The following is a 17,688-nucleotide window of genomic DNA, read 5'->3' as shown; positions in this document are numbered from 1 at the left end:
TCAATTATTGAGCCTGATACAATTGTCTACAAACATCAAGGTCTGTTCTTATTTTATCATATTCTGCCTTCAAAGTTTTATTGATGGTACTCAAACTGTCCATTGTCATTTGATTTCCTGATAATTGCTTTATTTGTTTTTTAGCATCAACCAAATCTTTGAATGTCATGATGGTATTATTATACATTATTTTATTCTTCAAAGTATCTTTCGGAAGCTGTTTGTACATATCTGCTAAAATCGACAATGATAGTTTTTCATTAAAAAAATCATTCTGCCCGGGAACTCCGATTGAATCTACAGATGCTTTTACTTTTTCTAACTGGAAAGAAAACTTATCCTGAGTTTCCATTTCTTTTTTCATTCTTGCATTTTCTGTTTTCAGCAAACTGTTTTCTTTGAAAGGGAAATAAGCATTAAAAAATACGGCAATAAGCAATACAATAACGGTAATAACGAAAAACAGGATGAAAAAGGAAAATGCTCTTGAGCGTTCTTTTTTATTAAGGACTTCCATATATATTAATAAGTATTATCGATGAGCGATAAATGATGAGTGATAAATAAATATTTATTACAAACATCAATTATCATTTATGAATTATCATTGAGGTTTTTAATCAGCTAAAAATGTTCTGCTTCGTTTCGCATGAATTACAGAATCTCTGTCGTCTGTATTTTCAGAAACGAATATGCTTCCGTCGCGTTTTTTACCAATGTAATCCAACCTGTTCAGAACAGAATACAAATCTTCAAGGGTTTTCATAAACGTCTGAATCTTTGTAATCGTAATATCCATTTGATTATGATTATAATCTGTATTAATGACTTCTGAAAATATTGTTTCAAAATGTCCCTGACTTACATTGCACCATTCAGCAAAATAATTAAGTAATTCTTCTTTTCCAGCTCCAGAACGGGCATCAATAAAGTTTTTTAAAACTCTTGCTAAAGCAACCACAGACAACAGCATATTTGCCGGAGCAGTATGTGGAGAAAGCCATCTGAAACGATTGATTTCCTGCCCGAGATAATTTAACGTTTTATCTGACATCAAACCCATCATTACAGCCAAAGAATTATTCTGTTTTTTAACGTGGATTTTTTGTTCTATTTGTACCGCATACAACTCAATTTGTCCATAAAAACGGTCAATCTCTACGTATAAATCTTGTAATTTTTTAGAACTTGTAATACTTACACAGGGCGGAATGTAGTTTTCATCAATTCTTGATTCAGCAGCATTTACCAATATTTTACCTATCGTAAGATAACCCGTACCAAAACCAAATGTATTTTTCAGCTCTTTTTCAGGAATAAGATTTAAAGAATATTCCGGTTGTGTATAAGGATATCTTGGCGGATTTTCTTCAGGATCTGGTTCGCCGAAAGGTGTTCTTTTAAAATGATTAACAGAAAGACAAGCCATTAAAACAATGCTTTCATTATCTTTTATTTCATAAACTGCTTCCGGATATGGAATTGATAAGTTAATCGCTTCGGAGCTACCGTTTCCGATGTCAATTCTTGATCCACTTGGAGTAATTGCATGACATTCTTCTACTTTTATCCTGAGTAATTTATGATTGTCAATAATCAGGCTCAACTTGATGGAATCATTTACAGGCAACAATCCGTAATTGATCATCGAAGTATGAATTCCTACTGAATCTCTTACAGAATCACTCACAAAATCCTGAACGTCTGCAAAATGGTTTTTATTGATCTTCATCCCGTCTATCCAGTTTACGGGGAAGTGATTTAGCTTTTCGATCATGGTGTTTATTTATTTTTTTTTAATTTGGTTTATAAAAATTTTAGTTTTTTCTTCGAAATGTAAAAGCTATAACTAAGAGAAGTAGAGAAAGTCCTCCAACAATTGTTGTAAAAAGCCATTGGTTTAAAAAACTATTAATTTTAGCATCTTGCGGATTTTCTTTTGAGTAGACAATTTCAACCTGACTACCAACCGAATATGGTTTAGAATTGCCATGTCCCACATTTGATTCTACTTGTGTAAGTCGATTTTGAAGATCTTTAAATTCGAATTTTGGGTAGTAATAAGTAGTACTTTTTGTCGTTCTTTTGTTTCCATTTTTCTTCGTTTCTTTCTCAGAGGTAGTTCTGTAAGAAATGACAGTTGCTTTTGTTGTGATAGCATTTTCTAAAAATGTATATTTATTATATCCCATATACACAGCTATACCTAAAAGAATCAATCCTATTGATAATAAACCTTTATTCATTTTATGTTTTTTGGATTTTATTTATTCTGTTGTAACTCGTTCGTTATCTTTTTCTTTATCATATTCAAAGTCAGGAACTTCATTCACATTTCTATCTTCAGAAATTTTCAGCTCATCAGATCTCATACAAAATACGACGCTATTTTCTTCAATTCCGTTCATATAAAGCGTGTATTCCGGATCTATATATTTTGTAGATTCGTACCATTTTGGCTGAAGAAAGAAAACCCAGCTGTAGAGTCCGTTTGGTCCTTCAATTTCAATCTGATCTTCAGAATGTCTTTCATTATAATCGATAACGAAGTTGTAAAATAATCTTCCAAAATCTACTCTTGTCGGTCCTTTTGCACGATAAACACTATATTTTTTTGCATGACGGTCTTTATCCATTAAAAAAGTAAAGACTACTAAATCTCTCATTTCTTCATCGCTAACCCCCGCCAATTCTTTATAATTTTCCGGAAACTGCCATGTTTTATATATTTTAGGAGGAATTGCCATGGCTTTATTAAATGTATCATTCAAAAATGTAGGAATGAAAAATACCAGAAAATGTCCCAACATTAAAAATGAGAAGTCAATTCCGTTCAAAAAAGTAAAAATAAGGGTGAAAGGAATTGCTGAATACATCACTGTTACCGCTGCAAAAAGATATTCTGTTCCGCTTTTATTTCCTCCAAATTTTTTGAAATAAGTTCTGTACATCGAACAATGTATAATTCCCATTATCAATGAACAAGCCTGATAAAAAACAAATTCGTAAAGATTATTATCCTGAAAAAGTTTGTTAAATCCTAAAAACGCAATAATTGAATAAATAAATACTACTGAAAATATGTACGTGTAAAATTTACCCTTATATTTCTGCTTAAAGTCTGGGACTTTTTGTGAAAAGACCATCGTAAGAATAATACTGATTGCTAAAAAAATAAGAATAGCAGCCAATATTTTGGGTTCAAATAAATTAATAAAATATTTTTTCAACTGTGTCATATACGTGTATTATAGCCTAATATTGAGTATTGTTGTGCACTAAATTCGAATTCCTGTTTTTCTTCCGGAAGCAAAATTGTAGTTTCTATCTCTACTTCGATTGGAAAAAAATATTCATAAAAAAGATCTACAAACTTTTTCATTGCACCATCATGAATATATTCTGAAAACCCTGAATTGACCAATGGACCAATCTGAAGATTAAAATGACTTGAATAATCATCATAACTATTCCCTGTTATAAGTTCCAATCCCAACCTGGCTTTTCCAAGTAAAATACTTTGCTCTTCATCCAGATATTTTTGATAAGCTTTGGTATTTGTACTTACTTTTTCTTCTATTAATGATGAAAGAATTTGGCAAGCTAAATCTACATTTCCTACTATTTTATAAGCATAAGGAAGTATTCTGATAAATTTCGAGACCAATAAAGGCGGAAGATCTCTGCTGATTCCCCAAAAATCATAAAACATTTCAGGAACCAAAAAACTATTTAGATCAGACAAGAAATCTTGTTCAAATCCCTCAATTTCAACTCCGTAGCTAAATATTTCATTTTCAAAAGGCTGAAAAAACTGTCTTGCTGCTTTTTGTTGCTTTTTTTGAACCTGATATTCTTTAATCATTCCATCAACATCTTTTCCGGGAGCATCATTTCTTGCCTCATGGTTTAAACTTTCAGGAAGCATATCGTACAAACTATCCCGTGAAAGCAATATGGTCAAGAATTGGTTTGCATCAAGATCATAATCTACAATCCCCGAATCTAAAACATCATACCTAAATGCTCTTGAAAACTGACCTTGTTTAAAAACGACATACTGCGATTCATTTATATCATTATTTTTCAATAGATTATTGATGATAACTTCGGCTCTGATGTCATTTTTCAGAGAAGTAATATGTTTCGCAAGATTATTAAGTTTTTCCATCGTTAATTCTTTGGTTTTAATCTTCCTGCAGCAACATATCTAAGCTGAAAGTATTCATTATTAAAATCATAGATGTTTAAACCATCAGATGTACAAGCTAATATTCTGTCATTATTTAAATAAATCCCAACATCCGAAATAGGATGTGTTTTATCATATCTGAAAAACAAAATATCTCCTTCTTTCAAAAAAGTTCTTCCTGTAAATAACTGAATTGATTTTGACCGAAAAATTCCATCTGGTGTTTTCTGAAAAGTTTCGCCATAAACATCGCTGTATAAAGACTGCACAAAGTAAGAGCAATCAACACCTTTTTTTTCCTCTAAAGTTTGTTTCTTATATGGAGTTCCTATCCATCGATCGATGTAGGAGTAGAGTTTATAGTTATCAACTTCCTTTGGCATGACCTCCATAATGATTGAGTATTTCTCTTTAAGGCGAAGTCCTTCGTCACTTAATTTTTCAACATTATCATCTACACGGGAATATTTAGAAACAAAACTATTCTTTACATCTTCGGTCTTTTGATTGTATGTTTCAGCTGAAAAATTATACGGAATCTCTTGTATATACTGTTTGCTGGTACAAGAGCATATAAAAAGCAGTGAGAAAGCAAATGCTGCTGATTTGTAAAATTGCCGTTGCGAGATCATTATTAAATCATTTGTGTTTGACAAATATATTTAAAAAAGTAATACAAAAAACATTTTTATTGCAAAAAAAAATTTGTCTATAAAAAAAATCATAGATATATTTGCGAGCAACACAAAAAACAAAATGAAAAAAAACAAGATTAATTTATTTTCAAATATCGATCCCAAGGTTTACATAAGTCTGGGAATTCTTTTACTACTAAGTTTAATAGTACTCATCTACCAATATACTCGACACGTTGATTGCGAGAACGCAAAATTCATTATTCATTCTGATGAATTTATGATAAATCGTGTTGTAGAATTTTACGATAATACTGAAGGTGCAAAATCATGGGATTGGGATTTCGGAGATGGAACAACTAGGGATAGAAGACAAAGAACTTTTCACAAGTACGCAAAACCTGGGGAATATATTATTAAATTAAAAATTAATGGTAATTGCGTTCATGAAAAACTGATTACTATTTCAAGTATGAGTCAGCAAAAAGGATATTTACCTACGATTATTAGTCCGAATGTTGTAACAGTAGGAGAATCAATTAGTTTTGATGCTTTTAAAGAAGACGGAGAATCTTGGGAATGGAGTTTTGGTGAAAATAGAGGGACGGATGCTTTAGAAAGAAATCCATCGTATAAATTTAAATCTGTAGGTGAAAAGAAAATTACGCTTATTGTAAATGGCGATGTGGAACATACTGCCGTAAAAACGATTTATGTTGCACCAAAAACCATTATTGCAAAACAAAAAATTGACATGAAATCTTATGAATTTGAAAGACCTCATGTTGCTTTTTCTCTTCCCGTTGGAAATGCCCAAAAAGACCCTTTGGTAGATATGTTACAGTATATTCCGGTATCTCCGAAATCAAAATCCAAGAAAGATTCTATTGCTGCTGAAAATAAAGTTCCTGAAATTTCTAATGAACAGTTCCAATTATTACTAAACCAGGTTGCTGCACAGCTCAAAACGAAAGATGATTTTAAAGATTATCTCTGCGGAAAATTTGATATTCCGGTAGTTGTTAATGATAAAAAATTGGTTCCGTTCGATCAGTTTTGTCAGTTGATTGCAGGGAAAAAGATAAAAATTAATGCGCTCAGAATCAATAAAGACCAAAAAAATTGCATCCAAAATCTGAATATTCAATATAAAGTCAAAAAAATGATGATTTGGGTAAAAGAATAAAACACAAAATACATTTATGATGAATCAAGAAGAAATTACCTACAGTTCTGAGGTAACGAAAGCCCTCAATATTGCTCAAAAAATTGGTCGGGAAAACCTAAATGCACATTATACAGGAGCGCACTTATTAAAAGCGATGCTCAACAGAGATTTATCCTTGCTGAAACATTTGGAGAATCTCGGAGTTGATGTTTTTTATCTGGAAGAATGGGCGGAAGTCCGTATCGAGGAATTGCCAAAATCGCCTAATAAATATTCCTGCGAACCCGGTGAAATCATTGATGAAATTTTTGCTGAAGCAGATCAAATAAGAGAAATGCTGGATGAGCAAGAGATCTCTCTTTTTGCTGTAATGACTGCAATTAGCTCTCCCGGAGTAGCTTTTAGCTTTGATCAAATGAAGACATTTCCCGTAACCAGAAATGAATTATTAAAAGACATATCCGCATTTGGAGAAGAAAATATGATTGGGACAGCCGAACCTGCAAAAAAAAACAACAAAGGTTTTATTCAGAAATATTGCATCAATACGAAAGATAAAATCAAGAAAAAAAATAAGAAAGAATTATTAGTCGGAAGAGATACAGAAATCAATAAAATTACCGAAATCTTATGTCGATACAGCAAGCAAAATGTTCTTGTAATTGGAGATCATGGTGTTGGAAAAACCGCATTGATTGAAGGTTTTATACAAAAAGTTTTGTTGAAACAAATTCCTGATATCTTGGGCGGATTAGAAATTTTCGAGCTTGATATGGGAGCGCTTATTGCCGGAGCTTCTTATAAAGGTGAAATTGAAGACCGAATCAAAAATATTGCACATGAACTCAAAGCTATTCCAAAATCGGTTTTGATTATAGAAGAATTTCATTCATTATTTGGAAGTCACGGTTCAGATTCCGGGATTATTAATCTTTTGAAGAGCGAACTTTCCAATGGTCTTACATTGATTGCAACCTCCACAATAGAAGAATACACCAAAAAAATTGAGAAAGAACAAGGTCTTGCAGGAATGTTTGAGCTTCTAAAGTTAGAAGAAAGCACGGATGAAATTCATTTCAGAATGCTGAAACAGACTTTGGAAGACTACCAGATTCACCATAAAATAAGCATCGATGATCAGACGATGAAAGAAGCAATCAGACTTTCCCAAAGATATATGAAGGAAAAAAGTCTTCCTGCTTCTGCAATTGACATGATTGACCACACAATGTCGGTTTTGAAAACTGCAGGAGAATCTTTTTTAAAGGAAAGAAATCATCTCGTTACAAGAATTATTCATCTTGAAGATAACACCAATAATTATTCTGAAGATGAAAGAAAAATGCATGCAGATTGGCTTTTGAAAGATTTGGTAGAAAAAACGAAATACTTGATTAGTACCGCAGACAGCACTCAAGAAGAAAATGAGCTTCCCGAATTTGAAAATACGGACGAACTTTTAGCATTTGCAAGAAATCTTATCGAAAAAACCGAGAAAATTGCTCAGGAAAAAAGAACCAATATTACCGATTTCGATTTAGCTTTAATTATTTCTCAAAAAACAAATATTCCAACAGGAAAGCTGAAAGAAGAAGAAAAACAAAGACTTAATGAGATGGAAGATGTTTTGGCTAAAAGAGTTGTCGGGCAAGATCACGCCATTACGATTGTATCAGAAGCCGTATGGGAAACCCGTTCAGGATTAAGTAAAGCCGGACAGCCAATCGGTTCATTTTTCTTTTTAGGACCCACTGGAACCGGAAAAACAGAATTAGCAAAATCTTTGGCAGAATTTCTTTTTCAGGATGAAAATGCAATCATTCGTTTTGATATGTCGGAATTTAAAGAAGAACATTCGGCAGCCTTACTTTATGGAGCTCCTCCAGGATACGTCGGTTATGAAGAAGGCGGACTTTTAGTCAATAAAATCCGTCAAAAACCCTACTCTATTGTTCTTTTTGATGAAATTGAAAAAGCGCATACATCGGTTTTTGATGTTTTTCTTCAAATTATGGATGAAGGAAAATTACACGATAGATTAGGAAAAGAAGGTGATTTTTCCAATGCTATTATTTTGTTTACTTCAAATATCGGTTCAGAATTTATTGTTGAATCGTTCGGGAACGGAGAAATCCCGCAATCTTCTAAATTATTGGAAATGATGAGTCGTTTTTTCCGTCCGGAATTTTTGGGAAGATTGACAGAAACAATTCCTTTTGCGCCTATTAGCAAAGATAATGCTCTGAAAATATTTGAGATTCACTTGAAAAAAGAATTGCTGGATTTAGCAAAAGGACTAAATATTAATTTAAATATTACTCAGGAAGCAAAAGAATTTTTATCAATTGAAGGTTATGATATAAAATACGGAGCAAGACCATTAAAAGGTGTTATAAGAGGGAGATTGAGAAGACCTTTGGCTAAAAAAATTGTTTCGGGAGAGTTTAAAGATGGTGATGATATTGAAGTTTCAATAATTGAGGGAGAATTGATTTGGATAAAAACTAATGAATAGTTTTTCATAACATACCCATCCATTTATTAATTTAGATAAATGGATGGGCATCTTTATTTATTTCTTTGTAGCTAATGAATAAACTTTCTTTCCGCCAGTAATTATAAATAGAGCAATTAATCCACCCGCTAAACCGAACAAAACCTGTTTCAACGTTTCGTGCCAAGTTGGTAAAGCATGATGAAGCTGATCGATGTTATGATCAAAAATTCCTCCTGCAACCAAAATCAATGCGATTGTTCCGATAATTCCTAAAGATTTTATTACCCATGGAAGAGCCTTTACAAGCAAGTGTCCGAGTTTACCGAAGAAACCTTTGTCGTTGCTTTTTTTGATTAATTTAAAACCTGCATCGTCCATTCTTACAATTAATGCTACAATTCCATAAACACCAACTGTTGCGATAATTGAAACAATTGAAACTGTAACAATCTCAACAAGAAAAGGATTAAACTGTGATTTTAATGCTTCGTAACCGTCTTTTGCTGCAGCTAATGCTATGATAACGATTTCAAGAGACAAAATAAAATCGGTGGTAACTGCAGATTTTACTTTAGCTTTTTCTGCAACTTCACCTTCTTCAACTACATCATCAGATTCTTTTATAACTTCATGCCCTTTTTTATCTCTGTGAAACAAAAATTCAACAATTTTTTCGACGCCTTCATAAGCAAGATAAAATCCACCAATAACTAAAATAATTTTAATTGCAGGCGAATACAGCCATTCCAGCAGAAACACAAAAGGAACAATAATCAGTTTATTGATAAACGAACCTTTCATAATTTTCATTAATACGGGAATCTCTCTTGAAGAAAGAAAACCTGTTGCTTTTTCAGCATTTACGGCAAGGTCATCACCCAAAATTCCTGCTGTTTTTTGAGTCGCAATTTTACTCGTTACTGCCACATCATCCATCAAAGCAGCGATATCATCTAAAATCGCAAAAAAACCAGAAGCCATAGTATTTTAATATTTTTTTAATAAATGTTAAGTCATACAAAAATATATATTTAATTTGATTTTAAATGTCTTTTAAATATCATTCATCAGAATAATTGTTAATATCATAAAGGAATTTTATATTTAGAAAAATTTTTACCTAAATTTATTTTAATGAAAATATTTTCGGAAATTTTAGTTGCGATAATTGCACTTGTACTATTTTCAAGCTGCAAAGAAAAATTGGCAGAACCTATATTGTTTTTTGAAAATTATGATTTAAAATCAGGAAAATATAGATTAGAGGGTCACCAAATTGAAGGTGAAATTATCGATGATTTTACAAACTTTTATATTGATGATCCTGAGACTTTAATTACAATGCAAAAACAATGGATTTTCAAATATAAATCAGGCATACAACCTTGTGGTTACGGATATTCAATTGTATTAAAGGAAAACAATAAAATCATCAAACAGACCTTGGTAAATATAGATTGTGAATATATGTCGGGCTGGATTTATTTTCCGAAAGAATATCTTACAGACTACAAAAATCATTTTGTTAAAATGAAATAATCAGATTAAAATTAAACAGTCAACATATTTTTTGATTTTGAAGTCGTTTTTCTTTCCAGGTTTCTCCGTCATCGCTTCGTCATGTCTCCGTCTCAATAATTATCTTAAAATTTAGTCTAAAAAACTAAACAGATTATAAAAATCATATCTTTAGATTATCATTAAAATCATTTTCTACTTACCTTTACTTTATGAAAAAGCTGATTCGCAACTACCATTTCTTTGTTTTAGGTTTAATTGGCTTGATTTTAAACTCTTGCAACACCCGAAAATTTAAAATTTGGGTGGGAACGAATAACGAACAGAAAATTTACAATCTGAAATACGGCGAACACAAACGTCAGAAAATGGATGTATTTCTTCCTTCAGATTATCCTCAAGATGCTCCAGTAGTTCTAATTGTTCACGGTGGCGCTTGGAAATACGGCCGTAAAGAACATATGATTCAAATTCAAAAAATGCTTTTTGAAAATCAAATTCCGAGCATTAATATGAATTACAGGCTGGTTTCAAAACATTTAACGTATAAAGAACAGCTTGAAGACATCAATTCAGCGATTGAAAAATTTAATTCTCTCTCAGAAAAATCTGAACTGCTTCCTAATAATTACATTTTACTCGGCGAAAGTGCAGGAGGACATTTAGCATTACTTTACGGCTATCAAAATCCTGATAAGATTAAAAAAATTATTTCTTTGAGCGGTCCTACAGATTTTTATTCTCAAGAATACCTGAATTCATTTTACTCAAAATATACTTCAGGAACCGTTCAAAAAATGGTTGGAGCTAAATTTCACCGTAAACATTTATCTGAAGATTTTCAAAAAGCAAGTCCTATAGCTAATGTTACCAATGTTCCGACGCTTTTGTTTCAGGGAAATCAGGATTTTTTGGTCAATCAAAAACAAGGTTTGGCTTTAGATTCTGTTTTAACAAAAATGAATATCCCGCATAAATTGGTTTTTATGGATAAAACCGGTCATGCTCCGAGATTTTTCAATAAGAAAAAAAGAGACAGCATTATTTATCCGAATATTTTGGAGTGGATAAGGAATTAACGGTAATTAGATTTTGTTCATTAATCTTATTCGGATTTTGGTAAAATAAACAATCTTCGCTCTTTAGCTATAAAACGAATATTCAGCGGTCACTTTGTCATTCTGTAAGAGTCTAAATTACTTTATTTTTAGGATATTGAGATTCCTACGGAATGACAAACATACTTTTAAAAGCTAACTTATTAACTATAGATGCTTACTTTTGGACAAAAAATAACCCGCTGTAAAAGCAGGTTATTTCTATATTTTAAATTGATTATTTTTCTTTGTCAATCAAGTCATCCAAAACTTCATCTTCCAATTTCGGGTTTTCTTTTGGTGCTCCGAAAACAAACTTAAGTATTACAGGAACTGTTGTAACTAATACAATGATAATGATGATGAATTCCAGCTTTTCTTTTAAATTAATACCGAACTGATCCATGAATAATTTATCAAGATAATGTCCCGCAAAAATTAAGATAAATGACCAAAGAATACCTCCGATAACATTATCTCTCACAAACTGCTTTTTATCCATCTTTACAATCCCTGCAACAATCGGCATAAAAGTTCTTACAACAGGTAAAAATCTCGCCATAATAATCGCTAAAGCACCGTTTTTCTCGAAAAAATCATGCGCCTGATACAAATATTTCTTCTTAAAAAGCATTGTATCTTTTTTATTATATAAAGCCGGACCCGTTTTTCTACCAAACCAATACCCTACCTGATTACCAACAATTGCAGCAATAGCAACGGCAGTAGCCAAAATAGTTGTATCTAAAAAGTCAGTCCCTGTAGAACCAAAAGTTTCTTTTATGATGTCTACAGCATAAATTCCTGATACGAAAAGCAGTGAATCTCCCGGAAGGAAAAACCCTACAAATAAACCGGTTTCGGCAAAAATGATGAACAAAATCAGCCAAAACCCACCCATCTTAATATAAAGCTCAGGGTTTAATAAATCTTTCCAACTATTAATATCTTCCATATATATTGCTATGACGCAAAAGTAAGCTTAATACCTTTTAAAAGGAAATATATTAGCATATTTTAACGTAAATGTAAACATGATTTTTATAAGTCTAAATCGTCGTCTGAAACCGCAGTTCCATCTGCCATAAGATACGCTTTTAAAAATGGAGTGAGATTTCCGTTCATTACTGCATCAACATCTGAAGTTTCGTGAGCAGAGCGCACATCTTTCACCAATTTGTAAGGATGCATCACATAATTACGAATCTGACTTCCCCACTCTATTTTCATTTTTCCAGCTTCAATTTCGTTTCTTGCTTTCAGACGTTCTTCCAATTCCATTTCATATAATCTGGATTTCAAAAGCTGCATTGCCTTTTCTTTATTCTGAAGCTGAGATCGGGATTCTGAGTTTTCGATGATAATTCCTGTCGGAGCGTGACGAAGACGAACCGCAGTTTCTACCTTATTTACGTTTTGCCCACCTGCTCCGGAACTTCGCATTGTTTCAAATGAAATATCGGCAGGATTAATATTAATTTCAATCGTATCATCCACCAAAGGATAAACATAGACAGAAACGAAACTCGTGTGACGTTTTGCATTAGAATCGAAAGGTGAAATCCTTACCAATCTGTGAACCCCATTTTCGCCTTTAAGGTAACCGAAAGCATATTCACCATCAATTTCTAAAGTCACTGTCTTCACTCCCGCAACTTCACCTTCCTGATAATTAAGTTCTTTAATTTTATATCCTTGCTTTTCTGCCCACATGGTGTACATTCTCATCAACATTGCAGCCCAATCGCAACTTTCGGTTCCTCCTGCTCCTGCAGTAATTTGTAGAACTGCCGAAAGCTCATCACCTTCGTTGGAAAGCATGTTTTTAAATTCGAGATTTTCGATTTTTTCTACCAATTGTGGGAAAGATTCGTCTAATTCTTTTTCAGAATCTAGATCTTCTTTGGCAAATTCTAATAAAACCTGCAAATCTTCAAACTGAGTATTGATTTCCTCGTATTCTTCAACCCATTTTTTCTTGGAACGAAGTTGTTTCAGGAAAACTTCTGCTGTTTTAGGATTATCCCAAAATTCGGGAGCTGCAGTTTTTTCATCATCATTTGAAATCTCTATCTTTTTTTTGTCAATCTGAAGGTATCTGTGTAAATCTTCAATCCTTGACTGAACTTCTTTTATATGGTCGTTGTTGATCACGATTTTTTATTTTTTGCAAAAATACGGATAAAATTAAGAGTAAGAATATTGCAGCTGAATTAGAAATCACCTTTTAATAAAAATGCAATCACAACCAATAAACTATGGACTAAAATAATAAAAGGCAAAGCTTTTTTCAAGCCATATTTATCTATAACATATCCAAAAATAGGGAACTGAAGAACAGCAAAAATGTAAAACAATGTCGCTATTCTTTCATTGTCTAAGAAAATCCCGATAAAACCTAACGGAAAAACAGCAGCAATAGGAGTATAAGTTCCATGACCTCCGCCAGCAAAAAAAATGCATATAAAAATCAGCGGGATCGTTATAATGCCAAAGAGATTTGTGTATTTATATTTCCTCATAAAAGTTATTATATCATTTTGGCAACAATTTCTCCAATTTTTGGAGCCAGAGCAACTCCCATTCCTGAAAGTCGAACAGCGCAAAACTGCCTCTCAGAAACTTGCTTTACAATGGCAGTTTTTTCTGAACCCATTGCCATAATTCCTGACCAGCGCAGAGCAATCTTAACTTCCTGATTGGGTACAATTACTTTCTTTAAAAAATTCTCTAAATGATTTTGTAAAAATTCTGTGGTTTCAAAATTCGTCGTTTCTTCTGTTTTAAAATCCTGATTTCTTCCTCCACCTAATAAAATTCTGTTTCCAAGGTTTCGGAAATAATAAAAACCCTCATCATAGTGGAAAGTTCCTTTAAGCTTTAAATTTTCAATCTCTTCGGTTAAAATGATTTGTCCGCGAGCAGGAATTATTTCTTCATTTTCTAAAAACTTTGAAGCAAAAGCATTTGTACAATAAATTAATTGATCAGATTTAATGGATATATTTTCAGACAATTGAACCTCAATTTCGGCTGAATTCTCAATAACACTTTCTAATTTTGTTCCGAAAAGAAATTCAACTTTCAATTCGTGACATTTTTCTAATAATTTCTGCAATAACTTTCCTGAATGCAAACTTCCTTCACAAGGATTTTCAATTAGATATTTAGATTTTTCAAGTCCGAATTCTTTTATCTTATCTTGATTTAAAAAGTATGTTTTTCTAATATTTGTTATAGATTTCAGTTTTTCATTAACCTCATCAATTCGTTGTAGAGATTTATCATCATTAAGAATCTCAAAGCCTCCATTCAGTTCAAAATCAATTTCTGCGTTTTTAAAATACGATTGTATTTTCTGTAATCCATCAAATCTCATTTTCACCAAATCAAGTGTTTTTTGCCAACCCATTTTTTCGGAATCAGCAATAATTTCCGTTAAACTTCCGAAACACGCAAAACCTGCATTTCTCGTAGAAGCTCCCAACGGAATTGAATTTCGTTCAATGATTACAATTGATTTTTCAGTATATTTTTCTTTGATAGAAATCGCTGTCCAAAGTCCTGTAAAACCAGCACCGATAATAATTATGTTTCGTTTTCTATAAAATGTTTCAAATTCCCAAATGCTGTTATTCATGAGTAAGAATTATTGGTAAAAAGTAGTTAAATTTAACCACATATTTATCAAAATCTTAAAAAATGTAAGGCTATTAAAAAGAAACAAGCCGATTAATTAAAACCGGCTTATTGCACAATGATTGTTCGTAAATTATATAATAATCAAAGTGAAAAAAACTCTATCTTATTTCTTAACAAGTTTTTGAGATGTTAATGTTCCGTTTTTATTTTTTAGAACCAAAATATAATTTCCTTTATCTAAAGATGAAAGATCTAATTTTGATTCAGGCTGAATATTAGTTTTAATTGATTTTCCTGAAAAATCTAAAATTTCGATTGAAGAAACATCTGAAACATTCACCAAATTCAACTCACTTGAAAATGGATTTGGATAAACTGATTTTTCTTTAACTTTTTTCGCATCTGAAACAGATAAATTAGTAACCTGCGCAGAAATTCCAAAAACATTAATTACCGTTGCAGCCGTAGATGTTTTTTTAACGGTAACTGAAGTGATTAATTTACTTTGATTTGCAGCACTTATCGCTAACGTGATCTGATAAATTCTTGGGTTTGTACCACCTGCTGCATCTAAAGCATTTGTAGCTCTGTTGATTCTGCCAATTCCTTGAATTGCCGCATTAGTTCCACCATACCAATCCTGAAAATTTGTACTGGCAAAAACCTGTGTTGTTCCATCCTGAAAATTAACGGTAATATCACCCGTTGAATCTCCACTTCCACTTACAGCCAAAACGTAAAGATTATTTGCTGCTTTTGGCGTCGCTAAAGTTAGTGTACCTGCATCGTTTGCATTGGGAAGTCTCAAAGAATTATTTTCTGAATAAGAAGCCATTTGATAGGTTAATCCACTTGTTGTTGTCACTGCAGAAGTAATTAAACCATTTTCAGGCAATCCGTAAGTTAAAGCCGTTGCCGAAGAATTTACTTTAAAATCTCTCGACATATATGCGAAATTATCGGTGTCTTTATCTAAACTCATGGTTGTAGAATTCAAAGACGGACCCACTCCGTTTGCAATAACATCTGCATTAAATCCAGTAACCGTTAACGACTGATAAGTTTGTGCATTCAACTGAGCCAAAGTTAAAACAACACCTAAAGAGAGTAGCTTTCTTTTCATAATTTTTATTTTAATGTAGATTAGTTTTTAGAATAAGTTAAGCTTCTCTTAGAATCAAAACCTCAACAAATATATTAGAAGACCTCTGAAAAGTACTACTCTGAGCGTAGAAAGTACATACTCAATACATACTCACCGCCTGTAGAATTGATATAAAACCAGAATTTAAACAATTCAATACAATTTATGTCAGCAAAAATTTAAAATAAAAACAGAAAATTTACAGAATATAGAAATAATATGAAAAATTTACAATGAGCAAAAAGTGATAATTTAAAAATATTTACACTGAAGCAAAATGAGATTGAAGTAAAATTTTGTACTCACTGATTGTTTTAGATTTAAACCAAAAAAAATCCATCACGATTTTTTAAATCAAACAGTGATGGAAATCTATATTTTTTAATTAAAAGAAAATCTATTTCTTTTTTTCGTCCTCATCATTATGCTGAAAACCAATTTCTCTTCTCGGCGTTTCAACCTCCTGATAAGTTTCCAATTCTGATTTTAAAGCATGAATTCTCATTTGGAAATCATCAAGATTATTAATAATGACATCGCTCAAAAATTGGGCAATCTGAGTAAGATATTCTTCCGTTAATTTTGCTGCCGCATCACGCAAAGCTCCGTTTAAAAGAACATCATCAATGATCATTTTCTCATTTTTCACTCTTTGGTAACGGTTTTTAATACGTTTTTTTAAACTTTGGGTAAAATCAATGAGCATTGTGTTGCTGAAAACCTTCATTTTTGAGGCAATATTATTCCAGAAAGGAATTTTATCTGCTTTATTGTTTTTAAGAATTTTAAAAAGAAGCGAATCTTTATCGAGATTTTTAGTCATTGAATACAAAATAATCTCAGATCTTTCCGCAGCATTTGGCGGGAAAACAGGAACCAGAACATCAAATCTTCCGGGTGCAAGAATTTCTTCGTCAATATCTGCAACTGTATTCGCTGAACCCACCATTAAGACTTCTTCGCTTTCAAACTTTGAAATATGATGGAGAATTACTTCCTGAGATTCAAGATTACAGGAAGCAACATCGTTTTCAGCTTTTCTCGCCATCATAATTTCGTCAAAATCTTCTAAGAACAGCAAAACTTTATCTTCTTTCATCATTTTTACCAGAAAATCATTGAAGTTGGTTTCATTTCCATCAACGAAAGAAATTCCGAGATAATGTTTCTTGACTTCTTTAAATTTATAACTGATAATTTCAGCAATTTTGTTTGCCCAAAAAATCTTTCCGCTTCCGGGAGGACCATATAAAACAATTCCTGCCGGTTTATTAATTCCCCAATCTTTAATCTGCTGCGGATTTAAAAACGGTTCTAAAATTCCAGAAATATAAAAGAACAGATCTCTGTAACCGATAAAATCACGTTGCTGAAGACTGGTTTTATTTCCAAAATAATTATAAACGAATTTGTAATTCCCACCTAATTTCTGATCAATTCCATAACTTGAAATCGATGAACGGAAAAATCCGTTATCGAAAATATTTGATGGATTTTCTTCAATTGCTTTTTCTATTTTATCTTTAGGCTGATTGATGGTTTCTGCAATTTGCTCGACGGTTTTATTTTCATCTAAATCTTCTTCATATTGTTTTAAAAAATCTACATTTTCACGGGCAAATTTTTCAAAATCTTCTTTCACTTCAAAATTGGTCGAAATACAGTCGATCAAATCAAGATCAAAATCCTGAATAAACTGTTTGATAGCTTCTGCGGAAACATTCAATTCTTTTGCAAGCTGGATTAACTTCATACAAACATCTTTAATTCAAATTTAATGATTTTTTTGAAAGAT

The 17,688-nt window shown here is 32.1% G+C and carries 17 protein-coding genes; 4 read left to right on the top strand and 13 right to left on the bottom strand.

Features of this window, described 5'->3' with window-relative positions; translation table 11 throughout:
• Nucleotides 1-4 precede the first annotated feature (4 nt).
• From tssO to OF897_RS06900, 6 genes are all read right to left on the bottom strand, one after another.
• Entirely contained in the window at nucleotides 5-517 is a 513-nt protein-coding gene (tssO, locus tag OF897_RS06925; RefSeq protein ID WP_267264962.1) for a type VI secretion system TssO, read from the bottom strand.
• A 99-nt stretch (nucleotides 518-616) separates the two neighbouring features.
• On the bottom strand, nucleotides 617-1,777 hold the full coding sequence (locus OF897_RS06920) for a hypothetical protein (RefSeq protein ID WP_267264961.1): 1,161 nt from the start codon (nucleotides 1,775-1,777) through the stop codon (nucleotides 617-619).
• Nucleotides 1,778-1,817: 40 nt separating this feature from the next.
• Nucleotides 1,818-2,246 carry a DUF3592 domain-containing protein gene (locus OF897_RS06915; protein WP_267264960.1) on the bottom strand — a complete coding sequence of 143 codons (429 nt, stop codon included), beginning with the start codon at nucleotides 2,244-2,246 and terminating at the stop codon, nucleotides 1,818-1,820.
• A gap of 21 nt (nucleotides 2,247-2,267) precedes the next feature.
• Nucleotides 2,268-3,239, bottom strand: a complete 972-nt coding sequence (locus OF897_RS06910) for a TssN family type VI secretion system protein (protein ID WP_267264959.1) — start codon at nucleotides 3,237-3,239, stop codon at nucleotides 2,268-2,270.
• Nucleotides 3,236-4,171, bottom strand: a complete 936-nt coding sequence (locus OF897_RS06905) for a hypothetical protein (RefSeq protein ID WP_267264958.1) — start codon at nucleotides 4,169-4,171, stop codon at nucleotides 3,236-3,238. The genes OF897_RS06910 and OF897_RS06905 overlap by 4 nt, the downstream gene beginning before the upstream one ends.
• Nucleotides 4,172-4,173: 2 nt before the next feature.
• Nucleotides 4,174-4,824 carry a C40 family peptidase gene (locus tag OF897_RS06900; protein ID WP_267264957.1) on the bottom strand — a complete coding sequence of 217 codons (651 nt, stop codon included), beginning with the start codon at nucleotides 4,822-4,824 and terminating at the stop codon, nucleotides 4,174-4,176.
• A 124-nt stretch (nucleotides 4,825-4,948) separates the two neighbouring features.
• Between OF897_RS06900 and OF897_RS06895 the strand changes: the two genes are divergently transcribed.
• Nucleotides 4,949-6,013, top strand: coding sequence for a PKD domain-containing protein (locus OF897_RS06895; RefSeq protein ID WP_267264956.1), 1,065 nt, complete (start codon nucleotides 4,949-4,951; stop codon nucleotides 6,011-6,013).
• 19 nt (nucleotides 6,014-6,032) lie between these two features.
• Entirely contained in the window at nucleotides 6,033-8,510 is a 2,478-nt protein-coding gene (locus OF897_RS06890) for an AAA family ATPase (RefSeq protein ID WP_267265251.1), read from the top strand.
• A gap of 57 nt (nucleotides 8,511-8,567) precedes the next feature.
• Here the strand turns inward: OF897_RS06890 and OF897_RS06885 are convergent, their stop codons facing one another.
• Nucleotides 8,568-9,473: a DUF808 family protein gene (locus OF897_RS06885; protein WP_267264955.1), complete on the bottom strand. Its 906-nt coding sequence runs from the start codon at nucleotides 9,471-9,473 to the stop codon at nucleotides 8,568-8,570.
• 153 nt (nucleotides 9,474-9,626) lie between these two features.
• Between OF897_RS06885 and OF897_RS06880 the strand changes: the two genes are divergently transcribed.
• The gene (locus tag OF897_RS06880; protein ID WP_267264954.1) at nucleotides 9,627-10,031 is read left to right on the top strand and encodes a hypothetical protein; all 405 of its coding nucleotides are present in this window, start codon (nucleotides 9,627-9,629) and stop codon (nucleotides 10,029-10,031) included.
• Between the two features lie 191 nt (nucleotides 10,032-10,222).
• Nucleotides 10,223-11,089, top strand: coding sequence for an alpha/beta hydrolase (locus OF897_RS06875; RefSeq protein ID WP_267264953.1), 867 nt, complete (start codon nucleotides 10,223-10,225; stop codon nucleotides 11,087-11,089).
• A gap of 256 nt (nucleotides 11,090-11,345) precedes the next feature.
• Here OF897_RS06875 and OF897_RS06870 read toward each other — a convergent pair whose 3' ends face one another.
• The 6 genes from OF897_RS06870 to OF897_RS06845 form a co-directional block, all read right to left on the bottom strand.
• The gene (locus OF897_RS06870) at nucleotides 11,346-12,062 is read right to left on the bottom strand and encodes a DedA family protein (protein WP_267264952.1); all 717 of its coding nucleotides are present in this window, start codon (nucleotides 12,060-12,062) and stop codon (nucleotides 11,346-11,348) included.
• Nucleotides 12,063-12,148: 86 nt separating this feature from the next.
• Nucleotides 12,149-13,261 carry a peptide chain release factor 2 gene (gene prfB / locus OF897_RS06865; protein ID WP_267264951.1) on the bottom strand — a complete coding sequence of 371 codons (1,113 nt, stop codon included), beginning with the start codon at nucleotides 13,259-13,261 and terminating at the stop codon, nucleotides 12,149-12,151.
• 59 nt (nucleotides 13,262-13,320) lie between these two features.
• The gene (locus OF897_RS06860; protein WP_267264950.1) at nucleotides 13,321-13,629 is read right to left on the bottom strand and encodes a hypothetical protein; all 309 of its coding nucleotides are present in this window, start codon (nucleotides 13,627-13,629) and stop codon (nucleotides 13,321-13,323) included.
• Between the two features lie 8 nt (nucleotides 13,630-13,637).
• The gene (locus OF897_RS06855) at nucleotides 13,638-14,747 is read right to left on the bottom strand and encodes an NAD(P)/FAD-dependent oxidoreductase (protein ID WP_267264949.1); all 1,110 of its coding nucleotides are present in this window, start codon (nucleotides 14,745-14,747) and stop codon (nucleotides 13,638-13,640) included.
• Between the two features lie 165 nt (nucleotides 14,748-14,912).
• Nucleotides 14,913-15,872, bottom strand: coding sequence for a T9SS type A sorting domain-containing protein (locus OF897_RS06850; protein WP_267264948.1), 960 nt, complete (start codon nucleotides 15,870-15,872; stop codon nucleotides 14,913-14,915).
• Nucleotides 15,873-16,290: 418 nt separating this feature from the next.
• On the bottom strand, nucleotides 16,291-17,646 hold the full coding sequence (locus tag OF897_RS06845; RefSeq protein ID WP_267264947.1) for an AAA family ATPase: 1,356 nt from the start codon (nucleotides 17,644-17,646) through the stop codon (nucleotides 16,291-16,293).
• Nucleotides 17,647-17,688 lie beyond the last annotated feature (42 nt).

It is taken from the genome of Chryseobacterium formosum (genome assembly GCF_026460885.1).
In the GTDB taxonomy this organism is placed as follows: domain Bacteria; phylum Bacteroidota; class Bacteroidia; order Flavobacteriales; family Weeksellaceae; genus Chryseobacterium; species Chryseobacterium formosus.
The sequence above is the reverse complement of the archived record's forward strand: the minus strand, read 5'-3'. Positions and strand labels throughout refer to the sequence as shown.